17 protein-coding genes are annotated in these 16,355 nt (G+C 69.5%); 6 read left to right on the forward strand and 11 right to left on the reverse strand.

The window, feature by feature from the left end:
* Position 1 precedes the first annotated feature (1 nt).
* The 9 genes from OG798_RS10195 to OG798_RS10235 all read right to left on the reverse strand — a co-directional run bounded on the left by OG798_RS10195 (position 2) and on the right by OG798_RS10235 (position 8,967).
* Positions 2–1,450, reverse strand: a complete 1,449-nt coding sequence (locus OG798_RS10195; protein WP_121417005.1) for an amino acid permease — start codon at positions 1,448–1,450, stop codon at positions 2–4.
* Positions 1,447–2,124, reverse strand: a complete 678-nt coding sequence (locus OG798_RS10200; RefSeq protein WP_095856265.1) for a FadR/GntR family transcriptional regulator — start codon at positions 2,122–2,124, stop codon at positions 1,447–1,449. Before OG798_RS10200 ends, OG798_RS10195 begins: the two co-directional genes overlap by 4 nt.
* 170 nt (positions 2,125–2,294) lie before the next feature.
* Entirely contained in the window at positions 2,295–3,131 is an 837-nt protein-coding gene (locus OG798_RS10205) for an undecaprenyl-diphosphate phosphatase (RefSeq protein ID WP_121417004.1), read from the reverse strand.
* A 93-nt stretch (positions 3,132–3,224) separates the two neighbouring features.
* The gene (crcB, locus tag OG798_RS10210) at positions 3,225–3,599 is read right to left on the reverse strand and encodes a fluoride efflux transporter CrcB (RefSeq protein WP_328756842.1); all 375 of its coding nucleotides are present in this window, start codon (positions 3,597–3,599) and stop codon (positions 3,225–3,227) included.
* A gap of 2 nt (positions 3,600–3,601) precedes the next feature.
* Positions 3,602–3,976, reverse strand: a complete 375-nt coding sequence (locus OG798_RS10215; protein ID WP_097283438.1) for a DUF190 domain-containing protein — start codon at positions 3,974–3,976, stop codon at positions 3,602–3,604.
* Positions 3,973–4,449 (reverse strand): fluoride efflux transporter CrcB, encoded by a 477-nt coding sequence (crcB, locus tag OG798_RS10220; protein WP_095856261.1) that lies wholly within the window; start codon positions 4,447–4,449, stop codon positions 3,973–3,975. Before crcB (OG798_RS10220) ends, OG798_RS10215 begins: the two co-directional genes overlap by 4 nt.
* A 247-nt stretch (positions 4,450–4,696) precedes the next feature.
* Entirely contained in the window at positions 4,697–4,981 is a 285-nt protein-coding gene (locus tag OG798_RS10225; protein ID WP_328756844.1) for an ArsR family transcriptional regulator, read from the reverse strand.
* 168 nt (positions 4,982–5,149) lie between these two features.
* A complete protein-coding gene (locus OG798_RS10230; RefSeq protein ID WP_095856260.1) occupies positions 5,150–6,721 on the reverse strand; it encodes a glycosyl hydrolase 53 family protein in 1,572 nt (523 codons plus the stop codon).
* A gap of 224 nt (positions 6,722–6,945) precedes the next feature.
* Positions 6,946–8,967 (reverse strand): beta-galactosidase, encoded by a 2,022-nt coding sequence (locus tag OG798_RS10235; protein ID WP_121417002.1) that lies wholly within the window; start codon positions 8,965–8,967, stop codon positions 6,946–6,948.
* Between the two features lie 186 nt (positions 8,968–9,153).
* Between OG798_RS10235 and OG798_RS10240 the strand changes: the two genes are divergently transcribed.
* The 6 genes from OG798_RS10240 to OG798_RS10265 all read left to right on the forward strand — a co-directional run bounded on the left by OG798_RS10240 (position 9,154) and on the right by OG798_RS10265 (position 14,265).
* Positions 9,154–10,473, forward strand: a complete 1,320-nt coding sequence (locus OG798_RS10240) for an extracellular solute-binding protein (RefSeq protein WP_095856258.1) — start codon at positions 9,154–9,156, stop codon at positions 10,471–10,473.
* Positions 10,470–11,393 (forward strand): carbohydrate ABC transporter permease, encoded by a 924-nt coding sequence (locus tag OG798_RS10245; RefSeq protein ID WP_095856257.1) that lies wholly within the window; start codon positions 10,470–10,472, stop codon positions 11,391–11,393. Before OG798_RS10240 ends, OG798_RS10245 begins: the two co-directional genes overlap by 4 nt.
* On the forward strand, positions 11,390–12,295 hold the full coding sequence (locus OG798_RS10250; protein WP_097226657.1) for a carbohydrate ABC transporter permease: 906 nt from the start codon (positions 11,390–11,392) through the stop codon (positions 12,293–12,295). The genes OG798_RS10245 and OG798_RS10250 overlap by 4 nt, the downstream gene beginning before the upstream one ends.
* Complete coding sequence (locus OG798_RS10255; RefSeq protein ID WP_095856255.1) at positions 12,292–13,323, forward strand: LacI family DNA-binding transcriptional regulator; 1,032 nt, start codon at positions 12,292–12,294, stop codon at positions 13,321–13,323. The genes OG798_RS10250 and OG798_RS10255 overlap by 4 nt, the downstream gene beginning before the upstream one ends.
* 108 nt (positions 13,324–13,431) lie before the next feature.
* Positions 13,432–13,785, forward strand: coding sequence for a VOC family protein (locus OG798_RS10260; RefSeq protein WP_067373204.1), 354 nt, complete (start codon positions 13,432–13,434; stop codon positions 13,783–13,785).
* A gap of 84 nt (positions 13,786–13,869) precedes the next feature.
* Complete coding sequence (locus OG798_RS10265; protein WP_121417000.1) at positions 13,870–14,265, forward strand: MarR family winged helix-turn-helix transcriptional regulator; 396 nt, start codon at positions 13,870–13,872, stop codon at positions 14,263–14,265.
* A gap of 3 nt (positions 14,266–14,268) precedes the next feature.
* On the opposite strand, the gene pqqB is transcribed toward OG798_RS10265, so the two are convergent.
* Both pqqB and OG798_RS10275 read right to left on the reverse strand, forming a co-directional pair.
* Positions 14,269–15,156 (reverse strand): pyrroloquinoline quinone biosynthesis protein PqqB, encoded by an 888-nt coding sequence (pqqB, locus tag OG798_RS10270; protein ID WP_095856253.1) that lies wholly within the window; start codon positions 15,154–15,156, stop codon positions 14,269–14,271.
* Positions 15,157–15,219: 63 nt separating this feature from the next.
* A complete protein-coding gene (locus tag OG798_RS10275; RefSeq protein WP_095856252.1) occupies positions 15,220–16,332 on the reverse strand; it encodes a hypothetical protein in 1,113 nt (370 codons plus the stop codon).
* Between the last annotated feature and the right edge of the window lie 23 nt (positions 16,333–16,355).

Consider the following 16,355-nt stretch of genomic DNA (forward strand, 5'->3'; position numbering starts at 1 on the left):
CTCACACGTCCACTCCGTCACGGATGCCGGAGACCCGGCGGCGCACCCCGTACCACCCGGCGACGAGCGCCACGGCGATCAGCGGCAGACACAGCACGGTGGTGCGCCCCGCTCCCCCGTCGGCGTACATCAGGACGAGGACGGAGACGAGGAAGCCGATCGTCACGATCTCGGTCCACGGCGAGCCGGGCAGGCGGTAGCTCGGCCTGGTCAGCTCACCGCGCTGGGTCTTCCGCCAGAACAGCACATGACAGAGCATGATCATGCCCCAGGTGGCGAGGATGCCGATGGCGGCGAAGTTCAGGACGATCTCGAAGGCGTCGGCGGGGACCACGAAGTTGAGGCCGACGCCGAGGACGCAGATCCCGCTGGTGAGCAGGATGCCGCCGTACGGGACCTGGCTGCGGCTCATCACTCCGGTGAACCGGGGAGCGGAGCCCGACATCGCCATGGAGCGCAGGATGCGGCCGGTGGAGTAGAGGCCGGAGTTGAGGGACGACATGGCCGCGGTGAGCACGACCAGGTTCATCACGCCGCCCGCCGCCGGGATGCCGATGTTCGACAGGACGGTCACGAAGGGGCTCTGGCCCGCGCTGTACTTGTTCCAGGGCAGCAGCATCGAGAGCAGGACGACCGAGCCGACGTAGAACAGGCCGACACGCCACATGATCGAGTTGATCGCCTTCGGCATGATCTTCTCGGGGTTCTCCGTCTCGCCCGCCGCGACACCGACCAGTTCGACGGAGGCGTAGGCGAAGACGACGCCCTGGATGATCAGCAGCATCGGCAGCAGGCCGTTGGGGAAGATTCCGCCGTTGTCGGTGATCAGGGACGGGCCGGGGGTGGTGCCGTCGACGGGGTGCTGGGTGACCAGCAGGAAGATGCCGATGAGCATGAAGACGACGAGCGCGCTCACCTTGATGATCGCGAACCAGAACTCCAGTTCGCCGAACATGCGTACGGATATCAGGTTCACCGTGAGGACGACGGCGAGCGCGACGAGCGCGATCACCCACTGCGGGATGTCGGAGAACATGCCCCAGTAGTGGGTGTAGACGGCCACGGCGGTGATGTCGGCGATACCGGTGGTGGCCCAGTTCAGGAAGTACATCCAGCCGGCGACGTAGGCGCCCTTCTCCCCCAGGAACTCCCGGGCGTACGACACGAAGGCGCCGGAGGACGGCCGGTACAGGACGAGTTCGCCGAGCGCGCGCACGACGAGGAAGGCGAAGACGCCGCACACCGCGTACGCGACGAAGAGGGAGGGGCCGGCGTCGGCGAGCCGGCCGCCCGCACCGAGGAAGAGGCCGGTGCCGATGGCGCCGCCGATGGCGATCATGTTGACGTGCCGGGACTTCAGCGACTTGCTGTAACCCGCGTCTCCGGCGTCGACGTGCGCGGCCGGTTTGCCGGCCGATGTGGCCTCGTCTTTGAGGGACTGCTCGCTCACGCCTCGGGTCCGCCTTCCGTGGGGGTGTCCGTACGCGCGGGGCGCACGATGTCGGTGAGGGTGGTCTCCACGCGGTCGAGGTGATGGGACATCGCCTCCACCGCGTCGTGTTCACTGCCGTCGATCAGCGCTTCGACGATCGCCCGGTGCTCACGGTTGGACTGTTCACGCCGCCCGCCGAGCTCGTTGAGGAAGGCGGACTGGCGGGCCAGCGCGTCCCGGATCTCTTCGATCACCCTGCGGAAGACCGGGTTCTGCGAGGCCTCGGCGACCGCGATGTGGAAGATCGTGTCCATCGCGACCCACGCCGTGGTGTCGGTCTCCCGCTCCATCCGGTCCAGCAGATGGGCCAGGTGGTCGAGGTTCTCCGGGGTGCGGCGCACCGCCGCGTAACCGGCGACCGGGATCTCGACGTGGCGGCGCACCTCGAGCAGGTCGCTCGCCGCATAGTCGCCGAAGGTGGGGTCCTCGACCGCGTTGGCGACCACGAAGGTGCCCTTGCCCGTACGGGACACGGTCAGGCCCATCACCTGCAGGGCCCGCAGCGCCTCGCGGAGCACCGGCCGGCTGACCTCCAGGCGGCGGCACAGCTCCGCCTCGGAGGGGAGTTTGTCACCGATGGCGTATTCGCCGCGCTCGATGGCGCTGCGAAGGTGGGTGAGCACCGCTTCCATGGCGCTGACGCGCCGCGGTACCGATCCACCTGTCTGGCTGTCTGACAGGTTCACGGGGGTGATCCTGCGGGTGACAAGAGGGGGCTGTCAAGGGGAGTGAAAAGAAACATTCAGGGGGTGCGAGGCCTGTAAACCGGCTTCGCACCCCCTGTGAGCTGCTGTTTCCGCGATCAGCCGGCGAGGGTCCCGCTCGCCAGCAGCCCGAACAGTGCCAGACCGATAACGATCCGGTAGATCACGAAGGCATTGAAGGAGTGCTTGGCGACGAACTTCAGCAGCCAGGCGATCGACCCGTAGGCGACGATGAAGGAGACGATCGTGCCGACCGCGAGCGGCGCGGCGCCCACCCCCGTACCCAGGGCGTCCTTCAGCTCGTACAGACCGGCGCCGGTGAGGGCGGGGATGCCGAGGAAGAACGAGAGCCGGGTGGCGGCGACCCGGTCCAGGTCCAGGATCAGCGCGGTCGACATCGTGGCGCCGGAGCGCGAGAAGCCCGGGAAGAGCAGCGCGAGGATCTGCGAGCAACCGACCAGCATCGCGTCCTTGAAGGACGTGTCGTCCTCACCGCGCTTGTGGCGCCCCATCTGGTCCGCCACCCACATCACACCACTGCCGACGATCAGCGAGCCCGCGACCACCCACAGGGAGGCCAGTGGTCCGTCGATGAGCCGCTTGGCGGCGAGGCCCACGATCACGATCGGGATGGTGGCGTAGATGACCCACCACGCGAACTTGTAGTCGTGGTGCTGCCGCTCCTCGGGATTGCGCAGCCCCCGACCCCACGCGGAGACGATCCGCACGATGTCCTTGAAGAAGTACACCAGTACGGCGGCGATCGCGCCGACCTGGATGACCGCTGAGAACCCGACGACGGCCTTGTCGTCGACCGGGATGTTCATCAGCCCCTCGGTGATCTTGAGGTGGCCGGTGGAGGAGACGGGGAGGAACTCGGTCACTCCCTCGACGACTCCGAGGACGACGGCCTGACCGACGTTGATGACGCTCATAGGATCCAGTTCTAGGTCTGAGGGGTTGGTGGTGAGGGGGGTTGGTCGACAGTGCTGTAGACAGTCTTACTACGCGCGGGTGACGTCCGGCACCTAGGCCCACAACGCCCGGGCGAACGAGACACCCGCGAACGCCGCGCCGAGCCCGGCCGTCACGCTCACGAGCGCGTTGGCCGCAGCGTAGAACCCCGCGCCGGTCTCGGTCAGCCGTAGTGTCTCGTACGAGAACGTCGAGTACGTGGTCAGCGCCCCGCACAGGCCGGTCCCGAGGAACAGCTGAAGGTGGGAACCCGCGGCCCCCGCGGCGACCGCGCCGGTCAGCAGGCCGAGAATCAGACAGCCGACGACGTTGACCGCGAAGGTGCCCCAGGGGAAGACGGTGTCATGCCTGGTCTGCACCGCACGGTCGGTCAGATAGCGCAGGGGCGCGCCGACCATTCCGCCGACGATCACCAGCAGCCAGTTCACAACTACCTCTTACCTTTCTTGCCCGTTTTGTCGGATTCGGCGTCGCGTCCCGCATACCGGATGACCTCGCAGTCGTCAAGGATCACCAGCCCCTCGCCGACGAGTTCGTCGAGCTGGGGCAGGAAGGCACGGACGCGGTCCTCGGTGTCCACGATGACGATCGCCACCGGCAGGTCTTCGCTCAGCGACAGCAGCCGTGAGGTGTGGATCAGCGAGGAGGCGCCGAAGCCCTCGATGCCGCGGAAGACGCTCGCGCCGGCCAGTCCCGCCGCGTGGGCGCGGTGCACGATCTCCGTGTACAGCGGCTTGTGGTGCCAGACGTCGTTCTCGCCGATGAAGATCGTCACCCGTAGGGCGCTGCCCGTCAGCCGTGTCATCGCTGCCTCCGTACCAGGGCGCGGCGGGCCGCGGTCACCGCGAGCCACACCGCCGTGAGCGCCGCGCACAGGGTCGCGGCGAGATAGGCGAGGCCGGTTCCGGGGTGGCCCGAGTCGACCAGTTTCTGGATGTCCACGGCGTACGTCGAGAAGGTGGTGAACCCTCCCAGCACACCGGTGCCGAAGAAGGGCCGCACGAGTCGGTGGGCCGCCCACACGTCCGTGATGACGACCATGAAGACGCCGATCACCGCACAGCCGATGACGTTGACCCAGAACGTGGTCCAGGGGAAACCGCCCGTCTCCACGGGCCACAGCCGCGCGGCCCCGTACCGGGCGGTGGCGCCGATGGCTCCGCCGAGCGAGACCATCGCCACGACCGGGGCCTGGCCGCGCCAGGGGGACGCGCGGCGCGGGGTCTGCCGTGCGGGGGCACCCGGTTCGTCGACGCGCTCGGGATGCGGGACGGTCATGACGTACTTCTCCTACTCGCCGGGCCCGGGCCCCCGGGCACACCACATCGCAAGTAGGGACCGTTGGCGGCATCAGCGCCGCGGTTCGGGTACGGCGGGCCCCACCGCCGCGCCGCGACACATGATCGCGGCCGCTGAACAGGGTAACGCCGACGCCGACGCCCTCGCACACTCGACCGAGGCACGCGGCGCCCCCGCCGCCCCTCCCCCTCTTCTCTTCTTCTCCTCCCCCGCTTCCCTCCCCGCCCTACCAGCCCTTCTCGAACAGGGAGCGGACCTCGGCGATGCGGTACTCGTCGCGGTGGTAGAGCGTGCGCCGCCCGATCCTTCTCGCGCGCAGCAGCCCGACCCCGACAAGGAGCTCGAGGTGGGTGCGGGCGACGGCGTGACTCACGCCGAGCTTGGTGGCGAGGGCCGCCGCGTCGACGCCGTCGGCGAGAGAGCCGTGGCGCTCGGGCGGAAAGTGCGCGGCGGGGTCCCGCAGCCACTCCAGGATGTCCAGGCGTCGCCCGCCGACGGGAACCCTCAGCATCTCGTCCCCCCTGCCCTTCGTGATGGTGGCGCTGTGTGACCACTGTCCCGCAGCCCGGGGCGGCCCGCACGGGACTTCCACGCCTTCGCGCGGCCCGGAAGTCCCCGGGACGCCATGAGGGCCCGGCTGCCGCGGCAGCCGGGCCCTCATGTCATCGACGGTGACTGATCAGCGGTGGCCGAACTGCGACATCGCGGGCAGCGCCTTGTCGTCGAAGCCGAACAGCGCCTGGTTCTCCCAGCCGTTGCCGGACGTGGCGTCGGCCGGATCCCAGCCGTTGCCCGTGACGGCGGTCCAGGTGGCCTCCCAGTAGAAGACACCGAGGCCGCGGCCGTTCGGGACGGCCTCCACGACGTTCATCACGTCCCGCAGCCACGCGGACTGCCCGGCGGTGGTGGCCGGGTAGCCGGAGACCAGCTCACCGGTCGTGTCGATCTGGTTGACGAGCGAGTCGTCGCTGTCGAGACGGAAGGGGTAGGCCGTCTCGGCCAGGAACACCGGCTTGCCGTAACGCGCGGCCGCGTCGTCCAAGGTCGTCTGGAAGTCGGAGAGCGGGCCGTGCCAGTAGCCGTAGTAGGACAGGCCGATGGCGTCGAACTTCACGCCGCCCGAGACCGCGTTGTCGAACCACCAGCGGGTGCCGGACAGGTCGCCGCCCTTGGCGAGGTGCAGCGCGACGGTCGTCGACGAGCTGACGGCCTTGACGGCGTCGTAGCCGGAGTTGAGGAGCCCGGCGAGCTGCGACCAGTTGTCGGTGGAGCCCTCGGACCACAGCATGCCGCCGTTGATCTCGTTGCCGACCTGGACCATGTCGGCGGTGGTGCCCTGCGCCTTCAGCGCGTTGAGGACGTCGTACGTGTGGTTGTAGACGTCCGTCTTCAGCTGGCTGTAGGAGTGGCCCGCCCAGGCGGCCGGCTTGGTCTGGGTGCCGGGGTCGGCCCAGGTGTCCGAGTAGTGGAAGTCGACCAGGAGCTTCATGCCCTGCGCCTTGATGCGCTTGGCCATCGCCAGGACGCGCGTCTTGTTGTTGTAGCCGTCGGCGGGGTTCACCCAGACCTTCAGGCGTGCGTAGTTCATACCGGCGGACTTGAGGATGGCGAGCGCGTCACCGGTGGTGCCGGAGCTGGTCCTGTAGACGCCGCCGAGGGCCTCGCTCTTGGCGAGGGAGGAGATGTCGGAGCCCTTGACGGACAGCCCGGTGGCGCTGCCGGAGGTGAACGCCAGGTCGTCGACGTTGATCCAGTTGCCCGCGTTGGCATCGGAGTTGATGCTGATCGTGCACTGGTTGCCGGTCACCGCGACGGGGACGACGAGGTGTATCCATCCGCTGCTGGACACCGGCAGGTCGGTGCGCTGCTCGGTGCCGCCGCAGTTCTTCAGCGCGAGGTAGGCGGAGTTCTGGCCGCCGCCCGAGCGCACCCAGGCGGTGAGCCGGTAGTTCCCGTTGGTCAGTCCGGAGAGGTACTGGTACGTCTCCACCTTGTAGGCGGCGGAGGAGTACTGCGTGAGGCGGTAGCTTCCGCTGTGGCCCCCGGCCTCCACGTAGGAGGCGCCGGTGTCGCCGTACTCCGACCAACCGCTGGGCGTGGCCGTTCCGGCGCCGTCGGCCTCGAATCCGGCGTTGGTGAGGGTGCTCGCCGCCTGTGCCGTCTGCGCGGGCAGGGCAGGCAGGGCGGTGAGGGCCAGCCCGGCCGCGAGCGGCAACAGCAGGGTCCTGAGTGTGCGTCTGGGATGGAACATCTTCGTCCGTCGTCCCTTCGACGTGATGGGAATGGGGGTGCCCCCGGAGTGGCTCTGGGGGGCGACCCCTCCGCCCGCGGCTCTCGTGGCACTCACGGGCGGAGGGGAGTTCGGCTCGGCCGCGGGGTCCTGAGCCCGGCGACGGTCGGGTGAGGCGTGGAGTCGTACGACGAGGACGGCGGTCGGCTCAGCCATCAAGCCGTACGACCCGGAAAGCGGTCGGCTCAGCCGTCGAGCCGTACGACCCGGACGGCCCCCGCGGGCAGCATGAGGCGGCCCGCGGCTCGTTCGCCCGTCAGCAGCTCGGTGCCGGCCGCGTCCAGCGGCACCTTGGCGTCCGACGAGGTGTGGTTGATCGCGAACAGGAAGGTGCCCGACTCACCGCTGCGGCGCACCACTTCGACATCGCGGGGCAGGTCGGCGCGCGGCGCGATCCGCGCGTCGTCGGACGCCCAGCCGATGAGGGCGTCCAGGCCCTGCGCGCCGAGGCGGGTGGAGACGTACCAGGCGGAGCCCTCGCCGAGGCGGTGGCGGGTGACGGCCGGCCGGCCCGCGGTGAGTCCGTCGGCGTACGTCCACACGGTCTCGGCGCCGCGCGGCACCACGAACTCGGTCCAGACGTCGCCGGTGAGCTCGGAGCCGTCGGGGCCGGTGATCCGGACCCGGTCGTCCTTCAGCAGCGGTGAGAACTCCTCGACGGTCAGGCCGAGCACGTCCCGCAGCGCGCCGGGGTAGGCGCCCTCGTGCACGGCGTCGTGCTCGTCGACGATGCCGGAGAAGTACGAGACGACGAGGGTGCCGCCGTGTCCGACGTACTCCCTGAGGTTGTTCCCGGCGGCCTCGGTCATCAGGTAGAGGGCGGGGACGACGACAAGGGGATAGGCCGACAAGTCGGCTTCCGGGTGGGCGAAGTCGACCGTGAGGTGGCGGTCGTAGAGCGCCTCGTAGAACGCGTCGGCGCGCTCGCGCGGGTCGTGGTCCGCACTGGGGCGCCAGTCGAGGGTCTGCGCCCACCAGGAGTGCCAGTCCCACAGCACGGCGGCGTCCGCGACGGTGCGGCTGCCCTTGACCGAGGTCAGCGACTCGATGGACGCGCCGAGTTCGACGACCTCGCGCCAGACCCGGGAGTCGGTGCCGGCGTGCGGCAGCATCGCCGAGTGGAACTTCTCGGCGCCGCGCCGGGACTGCCGCCACTGGAAGAACATGGCGCCCTCGGAGCCGCGCGCCACGTGCGCCAGGGAGTTGCGGGCCATCTGACCCGGGGACTTCGCCGGGTTGCGGGGCTGCCAGTTGACGCCGGACGTGGAGTGTTCGAGCAGCAGCCAGGGGGCGCCGCCCGCGACGGAGCGGGTGAGGTCGGCGGCCATCGCGAGGTTGACGTGGGTGCGGCGGCCGTCGGTGATCAGGTAGTGGTCGTTGGTGACGAGGTCGACCTCGCGGCCCCAGGCCCAGTAGTCGACGGAGTCGCACTGGCTGAGAGCGGTCATGAAGTTCGTGGTGACCGGGATGCCGGGGGCGAGGCGGTGCAGGATGTCCCGCTCGGCGACGAAGTTCTCGCGCATGGTCTCGTCGGCGAAGCGCTTGTAGTCCAGGGCCTGGGCCGGGTTGCCGACCGTGGGGGTCACGCGCGGCGGGTTGATCTGGTCGAAGTCCGCGTAGCGCTGACCCCAGAAGGCGGTGCCCCAGGCCTCGTTGACCGCGTCCACGGTCCCGTACGTGCGGGCCAGCCAGCGGCGGAAGTGGGCGGCGCAGGACGCGCAGTAGCAGGCCGAGACGGGGACGCCGTACTCGTTGTGGACGTGCCACAGGGCGAGCGCGGGGTGGTCGGCGTAGCGGGTGGCGAGGGCGGTGGTGATACTCGCCGCGGCGGCACGGTAGTCGCTGTTGCTGTGGCAGATGGCGCCGCGCGAGCCGAACTCGTAGCGGGTGCCGTCGGCGGCCACCGGCAGCGCCTCGGGGTGCTCGCGGTAGAACCAGGCGGGCGGCGCGACGGTCGGGGTGCCGAGGTCGGCGCGGATGCCGTTCTCGTGCAGCAGGTCGAGCAGTCGGTCCAGCCAGCCGAAGTCGTGAGTCCCCCGGGCGGGTTCGAGCAGCGCCCAGGAGAAGATCCCGACGCTCACCATCGTGACCCCCGCCTCGCGCATCAGCCGGACGTCCTCGTGCCAGACGTTTTCCGGCCACTGCTCGGGGTTGTAGTCCCCACCGAAGGCGAGCCCGGTCAGGCCCTTGGGTGTGGTCTCCGGCATGGATCTTCTCCCGTTTAATCGATCATTTGGGAACGTGCACACACTCGATCAGCGGCGCGAGCCCAACATAACCGCACAGCAACAACCATTGACAAGTGTCCGGGATGTTTCTCTACTGTGAACGCTCACAGAAGCATGGCACGGTCGCCGCAGCAGGCGGGGGCCCAGGTCAGGGGAGAAAGATCCATGCCAAACACGAAGCTGCGTCGCCTCGTGGCCACCTCCATCGCCGTCACGCTCGGCGGCACCGCACTCGCCGCCTGCGGCTCGTCGGACGACAAGAGCTCGTCCGAATCGGGTCCGGCGTCCCTGACGTACTGGTCCTGGACTCCGGGCATGGACAAGGTGGCCGACCTCTGGAACAAGGGGCCGGGCAAGCAGCAGAAGATCACGGTCACGGTGAAGAAGCAGGCGTCGGGCGACACGCTGGTCACCAAGATCCTCACCGCGCACAAGGCGAAGAAGGCCCCGGACCTGGTCCAGGCCGAGTACCAGGCGCTGCCGACCCTGGTCAGCAATGACGCGCTCGCCGACATAGCGGGCGAGTCGAAGGACGCGAAGAGCAAGTTCGCCGACGGTGTCTGGCAGCAGACGACTCTGGGCTCGGACGCCGTGTACGCGATCCCGCAGGACATCGGCCCGATGATGTTCTACTACCGCCAGGACCTCTTCAAGAAGTACGGCCTGACGGTTCCCACGACCTGGGAGCAGTTCGCCGAGACCGCCCGCGCGCTGAAGAAGAAGGCCCCGGACAAGGATCTGACCACCTTCTCCGCCAACGACTCCGGCCTCTTCGCGGGTCTCGCCCAGCAGGCGGGCGCCAAGTGGTGGACCTCCTCGGGCGACAAGTGGAAGGTCGGCATCGACGACGCGGCGACGCGGAAGGTCGCCGACTTCTGGGGCGGCCTCGTCAAGGAGGGCGCGATCGACAACCAGCCGATGTACACGCCCTCCTGGAACAAGGCGCTGAACACCGGCAAGCAGATCGCCTGGGTCAGCGCGGTCTGGGCGCCGGGCACCCTCACCACCGCGGCCCCCGACACCAAGGGCAAGTGGGCGATGGCCCCGCTGCCGCAGTGGGACGGCAGCACGGACGTCACCGGCAGCTGGGGCGGCTCCTCGACGGCCGTCACCACGGACTCGCAGCACAAGGCGGCCGCCGCGAAGTTCGCCACCTGGCTGAACACGGACCCTCAGGCGGTGGCCGCGCTGGCGAAGGAGGGTGGCATCTACCCGGCCGCCACCACCGCGCAGACCAGTGACGCCTTCTCCCAGCCGCCGGCGTTCTTCTCCAACCAGGCGGACTTCTACCCCAAGGCCGCGGAGATCGCCAAGACCACCGCGCCCTCCGCCTGGGGCCCGAACGTGAACGTCGCCTACACGACCTTCAACGACGCCTTCGGCGCCGCCGCCAAGGACAAGTCGGACTTCGGTGCCGCCCTGAAGAAGATGCAGGACGCCACGGTGGCCGACCTCAAGAAGCAGGGCTTCGGGGTCGCTCAGTGACGACGGCACGTCGGAAGTCGTACGGGGTCAAGGGGGCCCCGTACGCTTTCCTCCTCCCCGCGACGATCCTCTTCGCCCTCTTCTTCGCGCTGCCCATCGGCTACGCGCTCTGGCTGAGCCTGCACAAGGTGCAGGTCAAGGGCCTTGGCCTGGGCTCGGGCGCCCGCAAGGAAGTATGGGCGGGGCTGGACAACTACAAGGACGCCCTCTCCGACTCCGAGCTGCTGAGCGGCGCGGTGCGCGTGGTGGGCTACGGGGCCATCGTGATCCCGGTGATGCTGGGCCTCGCGCTGCTGTTCGCGCTGATGCTCGACACGGACAAGGTGCGTCTGGCCCCCTTCACCCGGCTCGCGATCTTCCTGCCGTACGCCATTCCCGGCGTCGTCGCCGCGCTGCTGTGGGGCTTCCTGTACCTCCCCGACGTCAGCCCCTTCTACTTCGTGCTCGACAAGTTGGGCATGCCGCAGCCGAACCTGCTGGACGGCGGCCCGCTGTATCTCGCCCTGTCCAACATCGCGGTCTGGGGCGGCACCGGCTTCAACATGATCGTCATCTACACCTCGTTGCAGGCCATCCCGGCCGAGGTGTACGAGGCGGCGAAGCTGGACGGCGCCACGCCCCTGCAGATCGCGCTGAGGATCAAGATCCCGATGGTGGCGCCCTCGCTGGTGCTCACCTTCTTCTTCTCGATCATCGCGACGCTCCAGGTGTTCAGCGAGCCGACCACCCTCAAACCCCTCACCAACTCCGTCTCCACGACCTGGAGTCCGCTGATGAAGGTGTACCAGGACGCCTTCCGCAAGGGCGACATCTACTCGGCCGCCGCGGAGGCGGCGATCATCGCCGTCGTCACCCTGCTCCTGTCCTTCGGCTTCCTGCGGGCCGCGAACTCCCGTAACAAGCAGGAGGAAGCACGATGAGTTCTCTTGCCGTACGCAAGGCCGCACCGGCCGCGGGTACCACCCCCGGCACCGCCCAGGGCCCGCCCCTGCGCCGCCGTATCGCCTTCGTGCCCACCCTGACGCTGCTGCTCGGCGCGCTCTACTGCCTGCTGCCCGTCGCGTGGGTGCTGATCGCGGCCACCAAATCGGGCCGTGAGCTGTTCTCGACCTTCACGTTCCTGCCGGGCTCCGGCTTCACGCAGAACGTCAAGGACCTCAACGCCTACCGCGACGGGATCTACTGGAAGTGGATGGGCAACTCCGCCCTCTACGCGGGCCTCGGCGCCCTCCTGTCGACGGCCGTCTCGGCGCTCAGCGGCTACGCCCTCGCGATCTACCGCTTCCGCGGCCGCGAAACCGTCTTCGGCGTCCTGATGGCGGGCGTGCTCATGCCGCCGGTGATCCTGGCGATCCCGCAGTACCTGCTGCTGGCCAAGGCGGACCTCACGGACTCGTACGCGTCCGTGCTGCTCCCCCTCATCCTCTCCCCGTACGGCGTCTACCTCGCCCGGATCTACTCCTCCGCGGCCGTGCCCGGTGACGTGGTCGAGGCCGGGCGGATGGACGGGGCGAGCGAGTGGCGGATCTTCACCCGGATCGCGCTGCCGATGATGGTGCCCGGACTGGTGACGGTGTTCCTCTTCCAGTTCGTCGCCGTGTGGAACAACTTCCTGCTGCCGTACATCATGCTCAGCGACGACGAGAAGTTCCCGATCACGCTGGGTCTGTTCACGCTCCTCGAACAGGGCTCCAACACCCCGGCGCTGTACACGCTGGTGATCACCGGTGCGCTGCTCGCGATCGTTCCGCTCATCGCCCTCTTCCTGGTCATCCAGCGGTTCTGGAGCCTCGATCTGCTCTCGGGAGCCGTAAAGTCGTGACCATGACCAACGCGGGGGGCCGGCGCAGACCGCCGACGATCCATGACGTCGCGCGGGAGGCGGGCGTGTCCCGGGGCACGGTGTCGCGGGTACTCAACGGCGGGCACTACGTGAGCCCGGCGGCACAGGAGGCGGTCAACGCCGCCATCCGCAGGACGGGCTACGTCGTGAACCGGCACGCCCGCTCGCTGATCACCGGCCGCTCCGACTCCATCGGCTTCCTGCTCACCGAACCGCAGGAGCGGTTCTTCGAGGACCCGAACTTCAACGTCCTGCTGCGCGGCTGCACACAAGCACTCGCCGCGCACGACATTCCCCTCCTGCTCATGCTCGCCGGCACCGAGGACGAGCGGCGGCGCATCACGCGGTACATCACCGCGGGCCACGTCGACGGAGTACTGCTGGTCTCCAGCCACTCCGGCGATCCGGTCGCCGAGCAGCTGCGTGAGGCGGGCGTGCCGTTGGTCGCCTGCGGCAAGCCCATAGGGCTCGGCTCCAAGGTGAGTTACGTCGCCGCCGACGACCGCGACGGCGCCCGGGACATGGTCAAGCACCTGGTCTCCCTGGGCCGTCGCCGCATCGGGATGGTCACGGGTCCGCTCGACACCCCGGGCGGTGTCGAGCGGCTCGCGGGCTACCGGGAGGTGCTCGCCGAGGCGGGCATCGAGGCCGACGACCGGCTGATCACCTCCGGCGACTACAGCCGGGCCAGTGGTGAGGCGGGCGCCGAGCAGCTCCTCGAGCGTGCCCCGGACATGGACGCCGTCTTCGTCGCCTCCGACCTGATGGCACAAGGCGCACTGACCGCTCTGCACAAGGCGGGCCGCCGGGTCCCGGAGGACGTGTCGGTCGGCGGCTTCGACGACTCCACCGCCGCGATCTCGGCGACCCCCGCCCTCACCACCATCCGGCAGCCGTACGACCGCATCAGCACCGAGATGGTCCGCGTGCTGCTCGCACAGATAGGGGGCGAGGAGCCGGCGGCGGTGATCCTGCCGACGGAGCTGGTACGACGCGACTCGACCTGAGCCGCGTCCTCGACTCCGAGGGGCCGGGACCGGGCAGGATTCGAGAAGCCTCCCGGCCCTCCCCCGCCCTACCGTGAAAGCACCGGAACACACCACGGAGGAGTCACCATGACCGCAGGGCTGAAGACCATCATCTACCCCGTCAAGGACCTCGCACGGGCGAAGGCCCTGTTCGGCGCGTTGCTCGGTACGGAGCCCTACGCGGACACCGCGTACTACGTCGGATTCAAGGACTCCGGGCAGGACGTCGGCCTCGACCCCAACGGTCACGCCAAGGGGATGACCGGACCGGTCCCGTACTGGCACGTCGACGACATCCGGGCGACGCTGGCGGCCCTGCTGGAAGCCGGGGCCGAGACGCTCCAGGACGTCCAGGACGTGGGCGGCGGCAGGCTGATCGCCTCGGTCAAGGACACGGACGGGAACCTCGTCGGGCTCCTCCAGGACGTCTCCGCCGACTAGGGCCCGTCGGGCGGTGCACCTGGTCGATGCAACCGCACTAGTTGCACACTCAATAAAACCTCGGACCTCTGTTACCGTGCACATATGGCAGTGAACACGGCGAGCGAGGCCCGGCTCGAGGACCGGTGGCGGGACATCCTGTCGGTGCACGCGCGCACGATGTGCGAGATCGACCGCGCGCTGCACCCGCACGGTCTGGGCGCCAGCGACTTCGAGGTGCTGGACATCCTCGTCTCGAGCGAGCTCGCGCACGAGGGCGAGCACTGCCGGGTGCAGAACATCGCCGACCGTGTCCATCTGAGCCAGAGCGCCCTGTCCCGCCTGATCGGGCGGCTGGAGAAGGACGGCCTGGTGGAACGCACCGTCTGTCTGGAGGACCGACGCGGTGTGTGGGTCGCGCTCACCCGCAAGGGACGCGACCTGCACACCGAGGTACTCCCCCTGCAACGCGCCGTGCTGGCCCGCATGCTGAACGCGTAGCCTCTACACCACGAACTCCGTCCCGTCCGGCAGCACTTCGACCCCCGCCGCGCTCACCCGCGCGCGGGCGTCCGAGTCCGGGTCGAGCAGCGGGTTCGTGTTGTTGAGGTGCGTGTAGATCCGTCGGGGGCCGCGATGGCGGGCGAGGGCGGCGAGGCTGCCGCGCGCGCCCACCACCGGAAGGTGCCCCATCGCGGCCTGCCGCCCGCCCCGCGAGCGCACGGCCGTGCCCATCTCGTCGCGCGCGTAGAACGTGCCGTCGAGCAGTGCGCAGTCCGCCGAGGCGAGCAGGTCGTCCAGTTCCGGGGTCCAGGCGCCCAGACAGGGCGCGTACAGGAGCACTCCGCCGCCTGCCAGGTCCTCGATCCGGTACGCGGTCACCCAGCGGTCGTCCGGGGCGGGGCCGGCGACGTACTTCGGGGCCTTGGGACCGACAGGGTGCGCGGTGACGACCAGACCGCCGGACAGTACGAACCCGCCCTCGGTCAGGCTGTCCGCCCACTCCCAGGGGGCGTAGCGGTCGAGCAGGTCACGTAGGGGGGCCAGGGTGGCGAGGACGGGCGGTGCGGCATAGACCTTGAGCCCGGCGCCGCCGCGCAGCACGGTCAGCCCGGCGACATGGTCGGCCTCCGCGTCGGTCAGGAGCACGCCCCGTACGGGTGTGTCCCGTGGCCCAGGTCCGGGTGCGAGCGCGGGGGTGGTGGTCAGCTGCGTACGGATGTCGGGCGAGGCGTTGAGCAGCCACCAGTCGCGGGAGTTGCCGCTCAGGGCGACGGACTCCTGGGTCCGCGCGGGCAGTTTTCCGTCGCGGGCGGCCGCGCAGAGCGCGCACGCGCAGTTCCACTGTGGGAAGCCGCCACCGGCGGCCGTACCCAGCAGGACGACTTTCAAGGGGACTCCCATCCCTGCGCATCGAAACCGTACCCGGGGATCTTCCCCACTCGGCGGCCAGAACTACGCGGCGGCCGGGGGCAGTTCGGGACGATCTTCGCCGGGGCGCCGGTCCGCGGGGCGCGCGGGCGGGATCGGTGTCCAGGGGAAGTCCCGCGGCCCGGTCCACAGCGCCGGGACCGCGTCGCCGCGGCGGCACAACTCGAAGGCGATCGTCTCGTAGTTGACCCGCCAGCCCTGGAAGTGCGGCCACGCCTGTTCGGCCGTCCGCTCGGCGGGGAAACCGGCCGCCTCCAGCATCGCGACGGCCGCGTCGAACTCCAGGTAGGTGAGCTGGATCGGGGTCTCGGGCGCGGGGTCGGTGTCGTACGGGAAACGCAGGGAGCGGGCGATGTCGCGCAGTGCGGTGAATCCGGCGCGCAGCGTCAGGCGGGCCTCGGGCGGGGCGCTGCTCGGGGTGAGGGCGAGCTGCATGGCGGCCGCGTCCATGACGGCGACGAGGGCGACGATCCAGCTGCGGTAGGGCCGCGGTGAGCGGAACGCGAGCAGGACGGGGTACGTGGAGTGGCTCTCGCCGATGTCGGAGGCGAGCCGTTCCCAGGAGCGGTACAGCTCGGGCAGCGCGGTCTCGGTGTCGACCAGCCACTGCCGGGCGAGGATCTCCGGTCCCCAGGCGGGTTCGCCCGCGCGCGACTGGAGCAGGGTCACCTCCAGCTCGCGGCGGTTGTAGGCGGCGTACAGGGTGGGCAGGTAGGCGATCTGGAGGGCGATCACGACCGGTCCGGTGACAGCCGCGATGAAGTCCACCACGGACAGGTGCAGTCGGTCGCCGCTGGCGAAGCCGAGCGTGAACAGGCTGGAGCCCGCCTCCCGGACCGATTGGGTCCAGGTCAGCGAGGAGATGGCGTGCAGCAGCAGCCCGAAGCCGACCAGGGCGCCGCCGAGCCAGCTCACGAGCGTGCCCATCAGCATGAGCGGGGCGAGCCAGGTCTGTGCGCGGTCGATGGCGCGGTAGCTGCCGCCGGGGGCGGCGAGGCGCAGCAGGAAGCGCAGGGAGCGCCACCAGCGGATCACCATCGAGGAGTACAGCCCCCGGGGCACGACGAGGGTGCGCAGGATGCTGGCGAACACCAGCAGCAGGAGCAGGCCGCCGGCCACGCCCGAGATCCATTTCATGCGGTCATTCTCACGTCCGACGC

Source organism: Streptomyces sp. NBC_00271, from assembly GCF_036178845.1.
Taxonomy (GTDB): Bacteria; Actinomycetota; Actinomycetes; order Streptomycetales; family Streptomycetaceae; genus Streptomyces.

What these genes read in the sequence shown, in the direction of transcription:
- OG798_RS10200 (WP_095856265.1), bottom strand. Translation starts at nt 2,124, where the DNA reads ATGGAAGCGGTGCTCACCCACCTTCGCAGCGCCATCGAGCGCGGCGAA.
- OG798_RS10205 (WP_121417004.1), bottom strand. Translation starts at nt 3,131, where the DNA reads ATGAGCGTCATCAACGTCGGTCAGGCCGTCGTCCTCGGAGTCGTCGAG.
- OG798_RS10215 (WP_097283438.1), bottom strand. Translation starts at nt 3,976, where the DNA reads ATGACACGGCTGACGGGCAGCGCCCTACGGGTGACGATCTTCATCGGC.
- crcB (WP_095856261.1), bottom strand. Translation starts at nt 4,449, where the DNA reads ATGACCGTCCCGCATCCCGAGCGCGTCGACGAACCGGGTGCCCCCGCA.
- OG798_RS10225 (WP_328756844.1), bottom strand. Translation starts at nt 4,981, where the DNA reads ATGCTGAGGGTTCCCGTCGGCGGGCGACGCCTGGACATCCTGGAGTGG.
- OG798_RS10230 (WP_095856260.1), bottom strand. Translation starts at nt 6,721, where the DNA reads ATGTTCCATCCCAGACGCACACTCAGGACCCTGCTGTTGCCGCTCGCG.
- OG798_RS10235 (WP_121417002.1), bottom strand. Translation starts at nt 8,967, where the DNA reads ATGCCGGAGACCACACCCAAGGGCCTGACCGGGCTCGCCTTCGGTGGG.
- OG798_RS10240 (WP_095856258.1), top strand. Translation starts at nt 9,154, where the DNA reads ATGCCAAACACGAAGCTGCGTCGCCTCGTGGCCACCTCCATCGCCGTC.
- OG798_RS10250 (WP_097226657.1), top strand. Translation starts at nt 11,390, where the DNA reads ATGAGTTCTCTTGCCGTACGCAAGGCCGCACCGGCCGCGGGTACCACC.
- OG798_RS10260 (WP_067373204.1), top strand. Translation starts at nt 13,432, where the DNA reads ATGACCGCAGGGCTGAAGACCATCATCTACCCCGTCAAGGACCTCGCA.
- OG798_RS10265 (WP_121417000.1), top strand. Translation starts at nt 13,870, where the DNA reads ATGGCAGTGAACACGGCGAGCGAGGCCCGGCTCGAGGACCGGTGGCGG.
- OG798_RS10275 (WP_095856252.1), bottom strand. Translation starts at nt 16,332, where the DNA reads ATGAAATGGATCTCGGGCGTGGCCGGCGGCCTGCTCCTGCTGCTGGTG.